Below are 15,393 nucleotides of genomic sequence, written 5' to 3'. Positions count from 1 at the left end.
ATCCCCCCTATTGTAGGGAGGCGGCGCATCGGCGGGATCCCTCCGGTGGAGGATTTCTCGCGTGAGAAGGCGCCCGCGCTATAATGACGCTCTGTCGCGTTAAGCCCACGGACGCCGCCGATTCGTATTTTTCGCAAGCATTGGCCCCGGTTTCGGCCCTATCTGCCAGAAACAGCGATGGGGTTGGTCTTTTTGCTGGTTTTTAATGCGGTGGGCATGGCGATTCCCGTTCGCATCCAAGTGGCGATTGATGGTCTGGCGGGCATGACGCCGCACGCGCTGGGGTTTGCCTTGGCCCAGATTCTCGCGTTGGGAGCGGTGTTGTTCTGTACGCGTCTGGTGTCGCGCGTTTTTCTGGTGGGGGTGGGGCGGCGGCTCGAATGCGACTTTCGCGCGGCGATGTTTGAGCGTCTGCTCTCTCTGCCGGCGTCTTACCATCAGACGCATCCGCCCGGTGAGCTGCTATCGCGCGTAAGCAACGATGCGCAGGCCTTGCGCTTTCTTACCGGCGGCGGGGTAATGATGGGCTTTAATACGTTGTTCGCCTACGCCATGGCGTTGCCGACGATGTGGGGATATAGCCCGCGTTTGACGGTGCTGGCGTTGTCGTTGTTCCCGTTGGCTGTTTTGTTGATGAGCGGCGTCAATCGGCGCGTCAAAACGTATTACGCAGAGACGCAGTCCCATCTGGCGCAGATTAGCGCGGTGGCCCAGGAAAATTTCAGCGCCATGGCGGTTATTCAGACCTACGCAAAAGAAACGGTTGAGGATCGTCGCTTTCAGCGCGTCTGCCGGGCGTATCTCAAGGCGTTTCAGGACTTGATTCGCGCGCGAGTATGGCTGACCCTCATCATGGCCATGGTCAGCAGCGTCGGGGTGCTGGCCGTTCTGACTCAGGGCGGGTGGGAGACCATCGCCGGGCGAATGAGCGGGGGCGCCTTTCTGGCCTTCTTGCTGTTGCTGGAGCGCTTGTCGTTCCCCACGGCGGCGATGGGCTGGGTGATTACGATTTTTCAGCAAGGCGCGGCGGCCATGGAGCGTATGGACGCGATTCTGTCAGCGTCTGCGCCGTCGCATGGGCGGGCGACGAGACCCTATGAGAGTCCATTTCCGCACGGGCCTCTGGAGATTCGCCGACTGACGTTCTCGTATCATAATCCGTATGACGAATCGGCGCAGGCGGCGGGCAAGCGCGATTCGCGGCCCGTATTGCAGGACGTGTCGTTGTGCGTCGAGCCCGGCGAAACCATCGCCGTCGTAGGCCCGCTGGGCTCAGGTAAGTCGACCCTGCTGCAATTAATTGCGGGACGATATCCCATCGAAGACGGCGCGATTCGTATCGGCGGGCGCGACATCAATCAGGACGGACCGGCGCGCGAGCGCTTGCGTCAGGCCGTGATGCTGATGCCGCAGCGGAGCTTTCTCTTTTCTTCCGATATCGCGCATAATATTGCATACGCTCAACCCGACGCAATTGACAGCGACGGGGAAGGCTCTGTTGTTCGGGCGGCTCGTATTGCGGCTATCGATGCCGAGATAAAAGCGATGCCGCTTGCGTATCGCACCATCGTCGGCGAGCGCGGCCTGACGCTCTCTGGCGGCCAGCGCCAACGACTGGCGCTGGCGCGCAGCTTAATGACGCCCTCTCGAATTCTGCTGCTGGACGATCCATTCGCCAATGTCGACGCGCATACCGAGGCTGACATTATCGATGCGCTGATCGCGCAACGCGTCTTTGCGGATAAAATCACGCTGATCGCTACGCATCGCCTGTCGATTGCGCCGCGCGTCTCGCGCGTCGCACTGATGGACGCCGGTCGCCTCTTGGCGCTCGCCCCCCATGCGCAATTACTCGAAGAGCAACCGTTGTATCGCGCCCTGCATCGTCTTGCGCGGCTCGAAAGCGAGCTGTCCGAGGTCTGGCGCGATGCGCCTGCGGACGAAAGCGGCGAGGAGGAAGCCTCATGAGCGCCTCTTCGAACAAGTCCGCCTCTTCCTCTAAAAATACGTCGGCGCTCGCCTCGTTTCTGGAAGAAAGCGTCGCCCGACCCAAGACGTTGTGGCAGGACGCGCGCCTGTTGGCCGAACTCTGGCCGTATGCGCGCCCGCATCAAGGTCTCTTGTGGCTGTCGGCGGGTTTGCTGATTCCAGTCACGCTGAGCCAAATCGCACTGCCCTTGCTGGTTCGCCGCGCCATCGATGGACCGATTGCGCATGGCGACGGCTGGGGGCTGACGCAGGTGGCGGCCATTTATGCGGGCGTGATGGCGCTGCACTACGTCTGCCGCTATTGGCTGATGTCTGTCTCGCAAAATGCGGGCCAGTTAATTGTGTATCATTTAAGAACGGCGTTATACCGGCATTTGCAAACGCTGTCGCCGCGCTTTTACCAAAAAACGCCCATTGGGCGCCTGGTAACGCGCGTTACGGGCGATGTTGAGAATCTTAGCGAGATGTTCGCTTCCGGCGGGCTGACCATTCTGCTGGATGCGGCCATGATTGTCGGCGTTCTGGCGGCAATTTTCTGGCAACATGCCCTGCTGGCCGCCGTGGTGACAGGCATGCTTGTCGTGATCATGGCGGTAATGGAGTGGTTGCGGCGCAAGGCGCGCGGGGCCTATGAGCGTATTCGGCATCAAATGGGCGCGCTCAACGGCTTTATGCAGGAAAACTTCGCTGGCGTAGAGGTCACGCAAATCTGTCGGCGTGAAGCGCGTAATGTGCGCGATTTTCAGGGGCTGAACGCGGAAAATCTTGCGGCGAATTTGCAATCGGTTCGCTACGACTTTGCTTTGTCGGCGTCTGTTGAGTTTCTGACGATTGCGACGCAAGCGCTGATTCTGGCGACCGGGGCGCTGGCGCTCAGCGGGATGATTATCGCGCAACCGCCGATTACTTTGGGGCTGCTGGCTGCGTTCTTTCTCTATGCGCAGATGGTATTCGAGCCGGTGGAAGATCTGGCCGAAAAATATACGCTGATTCAATCGGGCCTCGCCTCGCTAGCGCGTCTGACGCCATTGTTTCGCGAGCACTCGGATCTGTTGCCCTCTTCGCAAGGCGTTTTGGCGACTTCCCCCACAAGCCTCCCGTCACAAGCGTCCTTCGAATTGCGGGCAGCGCTGAGCGTTGCTTTCGAGGGCGTCACGTTTGGATATTCGGCGGATCGTCCCGTGCTGCGCGATGTCTCGTTTAGGGTGGCGGCGGGTGAAACAGTCGCCATCATCGGGCCGACGGGCGCCGGTAAAAGCACGATTATCAAGCTGCTGAACCGGTTCTACGATCCACAGGCCGGACGTATTCTGTTGGGCGATGACGATGTTCGCCAATTGCCGTTGCGCGCCCTTCGCCAACGAATTGGCGTAATTCAGCAAGACGATCAGCTGTTTTCTCGCTCCATTGCCGAAAATCTTACCCTCGACCCAATTGAGGCAGAGGATCCCGCTATGGAAGCTGCGCTTTGGCGGGCGCTGGAGACGGTTTCTGCGGCGGACTGGGTGCGCGCATTGCCTCAGGGCTTACAGACACGGCTGAGTGAACGTGGATCCAACCTGTCGGCGGGCGAGCGTCAACTGCTGTTATTTGCCCGCGCACTGACGCATGATCCGCCCGTGCTGGCGCTGGACGAAGCGACTTCTTCTATTGATTCGCGTTCAGAGCAACGGCTTCAGCAGGCCATGAACGCTTTACAGCGAGGTCGTACGACGCTGACCATCGCGCATCGCCTTTCCACGATTCGGCAAGCTGACCGGATCTTGGTGATTGCAGACGGATGCGTGGCTGAAGAGGGCGGCCATGAGGCGCTTTTGGCGCAAGACGGCCTGTATGCGCGTTATTATGCGTATCATTGCGCGCTTGAAGTTGTCCGTTAAGACGTCTCAAGTCTCGGCTTTGATCGCCGCTGGCGGCCGACGCTCTCAAGAGGTAGAATAAGCCATAATGACCATGGCAGTCTGAAGGGGTTTATGTCGCGGATTCTGTTTTTGCCCACCGGCCAATCAATCGAAATTGACGGCGTTGCCACCCTCCGCGACGCTGCACACGCCTTGGGCGTCGAGGTCCACGACCGTTGCGGCGGTATGGGCGCATGCTGTAATTGCATCATCGAGATTGTCGCTGGCGCAGAGCATCTCAATGCCAAGACGCATCTGGAAGAGCCGGTGTTTTATCTGGGACCGAACGAACGGCTTTCGTGTCAGTGCCGTCCCACAGGCGATATCACGGTGCGCCCCCGCGAAATGCCTGCGGATTTCGGCCCGTTAGGTCCGTGAAGAGCCTCCCCTTAACGGGCCGCGATCTGACCTTGGAAATCATCGCGCAGATTGCCGATCCGCTCTGCTCAATTGAGACGTCTTTGACCGATGACGCTCTGCAAGGCGTTCTGGCGTCCCGAGCTGTCATAGATGCGATTCTGGAGCGGGGAGAAGCAGCCTATGGCGTGAATACCGGCTTCGGCGCCTTAAGCGACGTTCGCATCGCCCCGCAAGATGTCGACGCGTTGCAATTGAATCTGCTCCGAAGCCATGCGGCAGGGGCCGGACCTTTGTTAGAGGCGCGCGTCGTACGCGCAATGCTGCTGTTGCGCGCCAATACCCTTGCCCAAGGCTATAGCGGCGTGCGGCCAGAGGTGATTACGCAATTGCTGGCGTTACTCAATCGACGGGTTCATCCCGCTGTGCCCTCTCAGGGGTCTTTGGGCGCAAGCGGCGATCTCGCGCCTTTGGCCCACCTGGCGTTACCGTTGATAGGAGAAGGCTGGGTATTGGATTCCTCGGGAGGTCGGCCGATTCCGGCCGCAGACGCATTAGCGGCGGCGGGGCTGACGCCTTTGACGCTTAAGGCGAAGGAAGGGCTGGCGTTGCTGAATGGCACGCAAATGATGACGGCGCTAGGATCCCTCACGCTCTTGCAGGCCGAGCGTCTTGCCCTCACCGCAGAAATAGCCGCCGCAATGACGGTTGAGGCGGTTCGCGGCAGCGTTCGGCCTTTTGACGCGCGGGTCGCTGAACTGCGTCCGCATCCGGGTCATGCGCGATCGGCGGCAGTTATGCGGCGCCTGCTCGCCCACAGCGAGATTATGGCGTCTCATCGCGACTGCGCGAAAGTACAGGATCCTTATTCGCTGCGCTGCATTCCACAGGTGCATGGCGCCGTGTGGGATGCGCTGGCTGCCGCGCGGCGTACGCTGGAAATCGAGGCTAACGCCGTTACGGACAATCCGCTGGTATTTCCTGATGGCGATGTCGTCTCTCAGGGTAATTTTCACGGAGAACCGGTCGCTATGGCCCTCGACGCGATGGCCGTGGCGCTGGCCGAACTGGGCAGTATCGCCGAACGCCGCATCGACAAGTTAATGAATCCGGTTTTCAGTGGTCTCCCTGCTTTTTTGACGGGTCACTCCTCTCATCCAGGGCTGAACTCCGGCATGATGATCGTCCACTACGCCGCTGCTTCGCTGGCGTCCGAAAATAAGACGCTGGCGCATCCGGCGTGCGTGGATTCGATCCCGACGTCCAACGATAAGGAAGATCATGTCAGCATGGGCGCGCTGGCCGCCCGTAAGGCGGCTCAAATTCTGGAAAACGTCCGTTGGATTGTGGCCGCCGAATTGCTGTGCGCCGCGCAAGGGCTGGAATTCCGAAAGGGCGCGATGCCGGGCAAAGGCGTTTGGGCGGCGTATCAGGCAATTCGCGCGGTTATTCCGCCGTTAGAAGCGGATCGAAGCTGTGCAGACGATGTGCGACGCGTGGCGCAGGGCATTGCCGATGACCAATGGCTGGGCGCCGTCGAAGCCGTGACGGGGCCTTTGTGACACCATTTTTATTTCTGGGCGAAAGGCCCTAGGCCCATCATGCGCAGGAAGCTGGTTTTCATTAATTCGGTTAAAAACAGGGGATTATTGCGCGCCATATTTTGAACCGTCCGCGGCATGGATAGCCAAGGGAGCATATCGGTGACAGGTTCTTCCGCCGATTTTCTGGGAATAGTTTCTATTTAAGCTCTGGGGCGTACTCGCGTCTGTTTATGGCGCGAAGGATTAATTCTCTGCCAATGATCGTTTTGCATGGCGCATAGGTGGTGTTAATAGTAAAGAATTGTCTTTTATATCCTCGGTATAAACCCGTGCCGCGTCAGGCGGGACGCCCGCGATAAAGTTTCCGGTTTGGACTTTCAGTTGAATGCAACGATCGGTATAATAATGAAATCTATCGAAGGAGAAGCGGCGCATTGAGGGGACGCGAAGGCCGCTAATGATCCTTACCACCTAGAATCCTTAGCGATGTAGCGATGTGATGGATTGGTTTTGCCGTGCGCTCGTTCAGGAGGGGACCATGAAAAAATGCAGGGGATTACGTCGCCGCTGTCCTTAGTTTTCTGCGACGTTTATATTCTCGTTGCTTGAGGTTATTGCGGGGCGCGTAAGGCTCTTGAAGAGCTCTATGCGCTCAGCGACAGCCGTTTAACCGGCTACTTTCCGGTTGGGGAGGACGGGGGACCCTCCCCTTTTTCTTAGGCGGCGAAGTTAATGAGCGGTGTGCGACGGGTCCGGCCCTTTCGCCAGCGATGCGCAATCACGAAAGAATTCCCCAATCCACTGCCAAAGCGCCCGGAAAAACCGTGTGATGGATGAAGGTGGCGCCGCCTTAGGCGCATGTTCCCGTTTGGGGGGCAGGTGGACGTGAGAAGCGTGCCCGCCTGTACAATCTGAGCCGTCCGGCAGACGATGGCCAAATAAAGGCGTTGGAGAGACGATTCTACCCGAAGACGGCGGGACTCTCATGAGTGCGCGTTTCCCAATTTAAACTGGTCATGCGCCCACGAGGCCATGACGCCGACAAAATCACTGATTTCTTCCATACACAACAGATGCGCTCCGCCGCACCGACTGCACACCACAGCTTCTGCGCCGACGACCTGTCCTGCGGCGGTATCGCCGCTTAATCGGCCGATAGCGCTGCGATACCACTGGGACTGGATGACCCCTCGCAGTCCCAGAACGCCTGCCACGGTAGAGGCAATACCCAGCGCTGTTTTTGGAATCCATCGTGGTATGTCGCTTTGACGTTCATCGAGGGCGGCGTCGACCTGTTCGCTCGCCCATTGCGTAACCTGTACCAGTGCAGGGACGCCTAGGGCCAACAGCGGAAAATGCTTCCAACCTTTTTTCTGCAAACCTTGGGAGATAAACGTCAACGCAGTAACGGTTTCTAGTCCCTGAAGCCAGGCGGGGGGCTTGGCGTCGAAGGCCGCATTGAATTTGTCGGTAGCGATCACGCCCAGCGCCATTTTGGCCCAGTCTTCCACGCGCGTGGAAACCAGCTCAAAAGCCGACGGGCGCGGCGGAATCCGGTTCAGCATTAGCCCTAGCATAATGAGCCCTACCCCTTGCGCGAACGCGGCCACTGGGGCGGGGGTATGGCGTTGATGGCTGCCGGCGTTGGCATCAACGGCGCGGGGCCGCGCTGGCGAAGCGAAAGTCTGAAAATACCGCGCGTGATGAGCCCCACCGCCGTTTGCAGGAAGCGGCGATAAAACGCTTGCAGCCGTTAGGCCGGGGGCTCCATAGGGCGGCGTCCCGAACAACGCTACGGGATAGCTGGCAGCGGTCATCAGTCAATCAAAGGGGTTATGGTGGACGAAATAAAGCTCTTGCAATAATATTGCATTAACAGGATACGCTTGCTCATTACCTTGCGTCAAGCGCCTCTTGTTGAGGCTGTCACATAAGGCAGGAAGGCCGCCGCCATGTCTGGATACGCGCCGCTGGCGCTTGAAACGCTTAAACAAAAGGGGTTTCGCTTAACGCGGGCTCGCCGGCTGGTGATTGAGACGCTGGATATGGCTCGCGAACCGCTCTCGCCTTACGAAATTGCCGAGCGACTGGTCCAGCGTGGCGAAAAAGTGGATACGGTCAGCGTGTATCGGATTCTGGAGCGTCTGGAAGAGAGCCACTTGATCCATCGCCTTATGGGCAGTGGCAAAGCGCTTAAATGCGCGATTGATGACGCAGCGCCCGCTCATCACGACTCATCTGGCTGCCATCATCTCTTGATCTGCCAAGGCTGTCATTCGGTTGAAGAAGTCGCCTGTCCCGGCGTGGATGCGGTTTCGGCCTCGGCGGCACGCCTGAATCGCTTTCGGGTGCGTGCGCACCAGATGGAGTTTTTGGGGTTGTGCGCCCAGTGCCAATAACCAGTTAAGAGCGTTGTAAACGCTCGGTTAGCGCCGCATACGCCAAACGGAAATCTGACTCGGGCCATAAATGCAGGTTTCCTTGAAAGCCCAGTGTCCAGTTCTTTTCGGGCCACTTGCGCAGGTAGGCGAGTTGCTCCCGGATTTCGCGGACAGGGAGAAAGCCACTTTCAGAAGGCGCGATAAGCGTGGGCTTAATGTGAAAACGGTATGGATAGACTTCTGGTTTGCCGTTTTTTACTGAGGAACACGTCCAAACCTGCGTTTCATCCTCAAACATTTCCGATTGCACGCTCACGCCGCCTGCCAGAACCATCAATCCGGTGAGGTAGTACAATACGCCATCGCCCGGACGGATTTGCGCCGCCTTTTTGCGGTGCGTCGATTTGATTCCCAGCAGATTAAATCCTCGGGCGCGGGAAATCTCAAAATTCTCCCGCGAGCCGACCGTCAGCCAATACTGTGGCTCAGGGGATTCAAGATTGCTCATCGGCGCGCCAATTCTGCTTCTAAAGGCCAGAAATCTTTGGCGAGAGGCTGAACGCCTTCGACGACGCCACTCAACGCGCAGCCGGAAGCGCTCTCGAAGCCCCGATGGCTATAAAGCGTCAGACCGCTCAGGATTTTAGGATAGAAATACGTGGATTTTTGCGGCATGAGTTCGCCTGCCGCACAAATCCGTTGCACATGTCGAACAGAGGGCGCATGTAGGTAAAAAGCCGCAACCGCGTCGCCCTGGGCCGTCATGTCGCGTACGGAAGCTTCGCTACGATCAAACCAGAGGATTTTGTCGGCCTTTAAGGTCGGCGCATCACTCTGAAAATAACCTTCTATGACGATTTTATCCAGAATTGCCGCGTCAAAATCGCGCATCACGGCGGGCAAATCGCCCAAACCGTCTGTGGATTTCAGACGCAGGGTCCACCTCGGAGCCCCGCCCTGGCCTTCATATAGAATCGTTTGCGGGTCGCTGTCAAACGCCTCTGGGGGCAGGCAATCGAAGGTCTGAGATAAAGCCGCTTCCAGCCGTTCTCGTGACCAGCCCTGCGGCCAGCGGGTCAGCGCGCGATGGGTCGGGAAGACGAGCAGGCCTGGGTCGTCCATATTGGCGAAAAATGCCATGACGTAATCGCTGAGCAAGGTTCCGGGCGCCGGTTCCTGTCCCTGGAGGGCTTTAATTCGTTCGCGCGCCTCGCGTTGTAGCGTGAGAGCGGTTTTATACCGGTGATGACCATCGGCGATGAGCAGGGTTTTGTCTTCAAAATGCCGTTGAATCGCCGTCAGCGTCTCTGTATCGTCGACCGAGCGGAGGCGGTGGCAGACGCCATCTTCATCGGTTGCGCTGAGCCAATCGGCCCCTTGGGCGGCGGACGCGTCAAACAGTTCGCGCTCGATAAAGCGTTGCGGATCGCCGTAAATCATAAAAATCTGGCTGAGATTCGCGCCGGTGGTTTTAGAAAGCGTAATGCGATCGCTGACATACTTGTCAATTGTCCGTTCATGCGGAAGCACTTGCCGTTCTTCTGGAGGAGTAAGGCGTAAGAGGGCGATCATACCCTTTCTCTCTACCGGCGCCTCATATCCGGCAGGCGTCCATTTCTGAGAGTAGGCCAGGAGGCAAGGCTTTGTGTCTGCGGTGAGAATACCTTCGCGTTGCCATTGTCGTAAAAACCCGTCAGCGCGAGTATAAGGATTATTGTCGCAAGTATCGCCGGATTCTTTTCGATTGAGAATCAACCGGACCACGTTGGCGGGATGGCGATCGTACAGCCGCGCTTGATGCGCAGGTTCAATGACGTCATAGGGCGGCGCCGTGACATCGCTGAGAGAGTCGCCTGCGGTCAACGCGTAACGTAGACCGCGAAATGGGAAAATCTGAACCATAAAGCCTCCGTTAGATAAGCGCTGTCCGTATAGCGCTCATTTTACGATAAACACCCTTCCTAAAAATCCAAGCCGCCCTGCGGAGTTGATTCGCAGGGCGGCAGACGATTTGGATAGGATTCAGGTTTATTTTTTGGCGCTTTGCGACGTGGCGGCCTTTTTAGCGGCTGTCGCGCCGGGGACGGCTTTCCAGTTAGCGGCCATGATCATTTTATAGGCTTTCAGGGCCGTGTCTTCGATTTCGCCCAGTTCGTCGGCCTGCACGATGAGGTCGCGCAGGGGCAGCAGGGCGCGCGCGTCTTTAAGCAGACCCAGCGCGGCTGCGGCGCCAGCCCGGACGAGATCGTTTTCGCTGCTGTTTTCCAGCACCTTGATCAAGGCGGGAACGGCGCGCGAATCGTTTAGCTTGCCCAGCGATTGCACCGCGTAGATACGCACGTTGACCCATTCGTCGGTCAGCATCTCAATGAGCGGCTCAACAGCGGTGGCGTCGCCGAGTTCGCCCAAAGCGCGCGTGGCGTCGCAACGCACGTTGACCTTCTCATGTTTAAGACTGCGCAGTAACGGGCCCACGGCGATTTTACCAATTTCAACGAGGGCGTCCGCCGCTGTCATACAGACCTGGCTGTTGCCGTCGCTGAGAGCTTCCACCAACGGCAGCACCACTTCTTCGCCGCCAAGACGACCCAAGGCGCGCGCGGCGCGAACGCGGACGTCAACGTTACGGTCATCGCGAAGCGATTCAATCAGTGGTTCGGTGGCGGCGGGATCGCCCAGCTCGCCCAAGGCGCGCGCGGCGTACAGACGAACCGAGCCGTTTTTATCATGGCGCAGCACTTCGATTAACGGATCGACCGCCGTCATGTCCCCCATTTCTCCCAGGACGCGGGCGGCGTTGTAGCGAACTTTCTCCGATGGGCTGTTTAGAAGCTCTTCGAGTAACTCTTCGAATGTTTTCGCAGCAGGCGATTTTTTAACGCCAGTTTTGCTTACCATATAAAACAGATCCTCCCGAAATAATCACCGTAAGCATTGCTTGAATCGTCACCCCAGCGACGACGCTTTTGATGATGGCTCCGACCGCCGGTGAATCAGCATTCCCCGTAACGGCATTCGTCCCAAAACACGCTCATTGGCATAAAAAGCCATTTGCTCAAAAAGTTGCGGGGGAAGAACACCGGTGTAACAATACTGTTACCTTTGGGGACTCTCGCAAGGGGCGGTCGGACAAGGAATTGGATTAGGGTGACTTGTACACTATCTTACCAATTTTCTCCGCTTTCGTACAGAAAAACTTTAGATTTTTCTCAAGGCCGCCGCTTGTCGGAGTTTGACGCGCGCGACAAGAGATTACAATGCTTCATAATTGCGGGCCCATTCTCCCGAGGGATTAGGCTAAGTGGCGGATTGTCGGCGGGGGGCGTTATTCGTTACAGTAAGAAAGTGGCATAAGGTTTATTCAGAATGCGCAGGCGCTGCCGACCAGACGCCTGCGTCAGAAGATTTTTTCAGGACGTGCGCAATTGAGCGACGTCAGGCGTTTTTACTTTTAAATCCGTATGCTGCGGCGCTCTGTGCGCCGTGCGCCCCATCCTCGCCCCGTTATGGGGAACTGCATGGAGGTGTCCCGATGATGAAACGTACTTCTTACGGCGTCTTGCCCGTCGCGCTGATGTTGGCGACGTTTTGTTCTGCGCAAGCCGCCCCTGCCCATTTCCGGTTATCTGGAGGCCCTCAGAGCGATATTCAAAATATTCTATCTGTTTTGGGCCCGGTGAATCTGCGTCAGTTGGACCGGTTGTCAAAGCCCCTATTCGATGATTTTTTTACGCAAAAAGACCGCGTGTATCGACAGCCGTCTTCACGGCCGTCTCTCCGCAAGCGCTGACGAACGACAAAGCCCTTAAGCCAAAACGCCTTTTTGAGAGGCCCCGGCGCGTTGACGCTGGTTTTTTAAAGCGCGATTTATATTGCGTGTCACTTCTTGCGCGCGTTTCGCTTCCTGTGCGTCAGTCGAGGCGGGTGCGCCCGTCTCATGCAACTTCCCGCTCTGGGTGGCGGCTACGGCTATTTGATGCGTCGTAACGGCCCCAAGGCCCGACAGGGCATCCATAGCAGACTCCTCTTTAACTGATCCCCAGCCGAATCGCTCGCGATGGAGCGTTCGGCAGGGTGTGAGCAGATTACAAAATCAACCTGAAAAATTGGAATTTAGTGAAACAAAATGAAATAAAAATAGATGACATGTCCTCCGTTCTGGACCGTAAAGCGGCTTAAAGCGAAGGTTTGTTATTATCATAGCATTTTTAAAAAGCCCTGAGAAGCCTGCCGTTGCAAGACATACCTGCTCGTGAGAGGGATGCCTTGCAGGGCGAGTTTTGGATTGGGACGATTGTCGAGGAGCGAGCCGGAGTGTCTCGCTCGTTGACACGCGCTCTTCTCTGTGGGATGACATCGCAAGGCGCAATAAGGCGCTGGATCCTTATTTTTCGATTTTTATTGCCTGTGTTTATTCCCTCTGCTCCAAGTGACTTGTTTGATACCGCGCAGCAGGCGAATCCCCCCATCTCCGGGTCCCCCTAAGTGTAACACCTAAGTGTAACAATTGAGTCGCCCTCGCGGCGACGCAGCCAGAGGTCAGCCGATCATGAACCCCAGACGCCAAGCTTTATTGCAAGCCCTGCGCCAACGTCGCGCCGTCAAAGTGATTGCGGGTATCGCTAACTTTGATCGCCTGCACGTCCAGCGCGTGACGCAGGCGGCGACCATTGCCCGCGCCACCGCCGTTGACGTGGCCGCTCGCCCGGACATCGTCAGCGCTGTACGCGCGATGACGGATCTGCCGGTCTTTGTCTCGTGTATTCGCCCCGATGCCCTCATAGAAGCTGCGGCCCATGGGGCTGATGTTCTGGAAATTGGAAACTATGACGCCCTTTACGAAGAAGGCCTGTTTCTGACGCCGGAAGAAGTGCTGAACATCGCCCGTAAAACTCTGGCCGGGGTTGATTCGCAGGATGTAATGACTTGTGTGACCATTCCGGGGCACTTGTCGCTGGATACTCAGCTCTCTTTGGCCGAACGTCTCGCCGCAATGGGCGTTGATATGCTTCAGACAGAAGGCGCGGCACGCGTCGTTTCCGCCCAGCCCACAATGAAAGCGCTGAGCGCTGAAGAAAAATTTGAAATCACCCTGAATAACGCCCGCATCTTGGCGTCTCACGTCTCGACGCCGGTAATGGCCGCTAGCGGTATCGATCTCGACAACGTGCGCCGCGCGCTGGAGTCAGGCGCTGCTGCGGTTGGCGTGGGTCGCGCCGTGAGCGCTTTGCCGACCATGGATGCCATGGTAGAGCGTATCGAGCGGATGATGCTGGAAGTGGGTCGTTGTGCCCATGCGCCCTTTCTTTCGCCTTACGCTGCCAGCGCTCGGGCCTGACAGGTTTTATCCCCGCGCCGCAGAGACGTTTTAAAGCAAATCCCCTCCCTCTGGGCGTGTTGTTTTGGGTCGGTGGGCGCCGGTCCGTACCGCTTTTGATCAGAAAAGAGTGACACGCCGCGCGTCATCAGGGGAACCTCTGAGCGGGTTGGGCGTCGTCAGGACAAGAGTAGCTCGCGCAAGCGAGTGGCGCTCTATTCGGCACGTATCATTCTTATATATAGAAGACGGCCCTACAAGAGGTCGTTTCCCCTTTTGGGGGACGGTATTTCTCCTTTGCCTTTAATCAGGAGTTCGCTCATGCGTCATTCTTTTCGGTCGGCTGCTGTTGTATCCCTGCTGATCGCCCCTTTCTTGTTGGGCGCCATGACACATCAGTGTGGTGCTCAGCCGCAGTCGGCTTCTATTGTGGAAGCGGTTCGTAGCGGCGCTGACGTCTCTCTGTCCGGGGAAACTGTCGATTCGATTACGGCGGGTCGTGATGTCCACTTGAAAGACGTCACCGTTCGGGGAATGACTACAGCTGGCCGAACGGTACGCGCCGAAAATAGCGTATTAAGCGCTCCGCTTACGGCTGGACGCGACGTGTCACTGGTGCGATGCCCCGAGGCGCGCGATGTGACGGCGGGACAAACCCTCTTGATGGAAGCTGTTCAGGCGGATGGCTCCTTGCGCGCAGGACGTTCGGTCGTCTTGCGTCAAAGCGCCGTACAAGGCGACGTCACGGCCGGAGATTATATTGATGCCAACGACTCTCGTATAACAGGCGTCTTGCGGATTGGCGGAACCACGCCTACCCGCCTGGAGAACTCAGAAGTGGGCGATATTCGCGTCAGCGTACCGTTCGACAGGTCGGATATAACCACGGGCGGCGGCGTGTTCATCGGGTCTGGCGTGGTGGTCTCGTCGAATGCGACCGTTCAGGCGGGTAACGGACAAACCACTATCCACATCAGCGAGGGCGGTCTTTCCAGCGTTAACGGTTATACGGTTAAGGGCGCGTCCGGCAAAACTACGGTATTAACGCCTGATGGCGCGGTCTATATCAATGGAAAGCGCATTGGCGCCGAGGGCCCCGCTACCTACGACCAATACCGCGCCCGGACGCAAAAAGCGCCGCTCGTCCAGGGGCCTGGCTGGCCGACTCCGACAGGCGCAGGCGGCGACTCTCAGGTTAAATCCCATGGCAAGGCCAGCGGTTCAGGTGAGAAAAACGCCCCTGAACAACGCATTGAGCTGTTGTCGGGCACGCGCGTTTCCGGCGTTATTGTATTTGAAGGCGGTAACGGCGTGGTCGTCGTTTATCCGGGCGCCAAACTGGCTCAATCTCCCGAGGGTGCGCGCGTGATCCGCGTTCCTATTCCCTAGGCCTCACGACACGGCATGGTCGTCCGCGTCTCCTGCTGCGTTGGAACTCGCTGGAACATCTTATTCTCTTTTATAAGATCCCCCGTCTGGCGCAAGCTCATGTGAGAAGCCATCGCAGGAGAGCGCTTCTGGACGTCTTGTTTGAATATGATTGGGGATGCATGAGACGCGAGCGTTTATAACGCAGTGTAAATAGTATGCATATATTTTCTTAAAAGTTTATAGACCCAAAAAACGGTTATCTTTACATTTGTTCGTGAAATGTCGGCATCAAGGATGCTTTTGAGGAGGTCGTCATGATGCCCTGACGGGCACGTGAACCATTGCGAGGGGGTGGCTGGAGCGGCACGTCAATGGCGCATGCGTAACGTAACATTTGTAAAGCCCGCCTCGGCCAAGCGTTTCAAACGCTTCATTAATTTTTTCGCCATAAAATAAATTAAGCTGTTATTTTTAACTTTTGGTATCTTCTGAAATCCATGCTGGACAAACGATCCTGTATTCCCGTAAGGTGA

Annotated in this window: 13 protein-coding genes; 8 read left to right on the top strand and 5 right to left on the bottom strand. The window is 57.3% G+C overall.

The features are described from left to right. The first annotated feature begins 192 nt into the window (after nt 1-192). From IPK79_02270 to hutH, 4 genes are all read left to right on the top strand, one after another. Nucleotides 193-1,968, top strand: coding sequence for an ABC transporter ATP-binding protein (locus tag IPK79_02270; GenBank protein MBK8189255.1), 1,776 nt, complete (start codon nt 193-195; stop codon nt 1,966-1,968). Then, on the top strand, nt 1,965-3,869 hold the full coding sequence (locus IPK79_02265) for an ABC transporter ATP-binding protein (GenBank protein MBK8189254.1): 1,905 nt from the start codon (nt 1,965-1,967) through the stop codon (nt 3,867-3,869). The genes IPK79_02270 and IPK79_02265 overlap by 4 nt, the downstream gene beginning before the upstream one ends. A gap of 93 nt (nt 3,870-3,962) precedes the next feature. Continuing rightward, on the top strand, nt 3,963-4,268 hold the full coding sequence (locus IPK79_02260) for a (2Fe-2S)-binding protein (protein MBK8189253.1): 306 nt from the start codon (nt 3,963-3,965) through the stop codon (nt 4,266-4,268). Beyond that, on the top strand, nt 4,265-5,809 hold the full coding sequence (gene hutH, locus IPK79_02255) for a histidine ammonia-lyase (protein MBK8189252.1): 1,545 nt from the start codon (nt 4,265-4,267) through the stop codon (nt 5,807-5,809). Before IPK79_02260 ends, hutH begins: the two co-directional genes overlap by 4 nt. A 965-nt stretch (nt 5,810-6,774) precedes the next feature. Here hutH and IPK79_02250 read toward each other — a convergent pair. Next, on the bottom strand, nt 6,775-7,608 hold the full coding sequence (locus tag IPK79_02250; GenBank protein MBK8189251.1) for a hypothetical protein: 834 nt from the start codon (nt 7,606-7,608) through the stop codon (nt 6,775-6,777). A 135-nt stretch (nt 7,609-7,743) separates the two neighbouring features. Here IPK79_02250 and IPK79_02245 point away from each other — a divergent pair, with 135 nt between their 5' ends. Beyond that, nucleotides 7,744-8,190, top strand: coding sequence for a transcriptional repressor (locus IPK79_02245; GenBank protein MBK8189250.1), 447 nt, complete (start codon nt 7,744-7,746; stop codon nt 8,188-8,190). Between the two features lie 4 nt (nt 8,191-8,194). Here IPK79_02245 and IPK79_02240 read toward each other — a convergent pair whose 3' ends face one another. The 3 genes from IPK79_02240 to IPK79_02230 all read right to left on the bottom strand — a co-directional run bounded on the left by IPK79_02240 (nt 8,195) and on the right by IPK79_02230 (nt 11,070). Then, nucleotides 8,195-8,680 carry an EVE domain-containing protein gene (locus tag IPK79_02240; protein ID MBK8189249.1) on the bottom strand — a complete coding sequence of 162 codons (486 nt, stop codon included), beginning with the start codon at nt 8,678-8,680 and terminating at the stop codon, nt 8,195-8,197. Next, complete coding sequence (locus IPK79_02235) at nt 8,677-10,074, bottom strand: DUF1015 domain-containing protein (GenBank protein MBK8189248.1); 1,398 nt, start codon at nt 10,072-10,074, stop codon at nt 8,677-8,679. The genes IPK79_02240 and IPK79_02235 overlap by 4 nt, the downstream gene beginning before the upstream one ends. A gap of 126 nt (nt 10,075-10,200) precedes the next feature. Beyond that, the gene (locus IPK79_02230; protein MBK8189247.1) at nt 10,201-11,070 is read right to left on the bottom strand and encodes a HEAT repeat domain-containing protein; all 870 of its coding nucleotides are present in this window, start codon (nt 11,068-11,070) and stop codon (nt 10,201-10,203) included. Between the two features lie 634 nt (nt 11,071-11,704). On the opposite strand from IPK79_02230, the gene IPK79_02225 reads away from it, so the two are divergent. Further along, nucleotides 11,705-11,962, top strand: coding sequence for a hypothetical protein (locus IPK79_02225; GenBank protein MBK8189246.1), 258 nt, complete (start codon nt 11,705-11,707; stop codon nt 11,960-11,962). 15 nt (nt 11,963-11,977) lie between these two features. Here the strand turns inward: IPK79_02225 and IPK79_02220 are convergent, their stop codons facing one another. Continuing rightward, on the bottom strand, nt 11,978-12,187 hold the full coding sequence (locus IPK79_02220; GenBank protein MBK8189245.1) for a hypothetical protein: 210 nt from the start codon (nt 12,185-12,187) through the stop codon (nt 11,978-11,980). Between the two features lie 534 nt (nt 12,188-12,721). Between IPK79_02220 and IPK79_02215 the strand changes: the two genes are divergently transcribed. Beyond that, the gene (locus tag IPK79_02215; GenBank protein ID MBK8189244.1) at nt 12,722-13,510 is read left to right on the top strand and encodes a DUF561 domain-containing protein; all 789 of its coding nucleotides are present in this window, start codon (nt 12,722-12,724) and stop codon (nt 13,508-13,510) included. 300 nt (nt 13,511-13,810) lie between these two features. Beyond that, entirely contained in the window at nt 13,811-14,878 is a 1,068-nt protein-coding gene (locus IPK79_02210; GenBank protein ID MBK8189243.1) for a hypothetical protein, read from the top strand. Nucleotides 14,879-15,393 lie beyond the last annotated feature (515 nt).

This window comes from Vampirovibrionales bacterium (assembly GCA_016712355.1).
Taxonomy (GTDB): domain Bacteria; phylum Cyanobacteriota; class Vampirovibrionia; order Vampirovibrionales; family Vampirovibrionaceae; genus JADJRF01.
The sequence above is the reverse complement of the archived record's forward strand: the minus strand, read 5'-3'. Positions and strand labels throughout refer to the sequence as shown.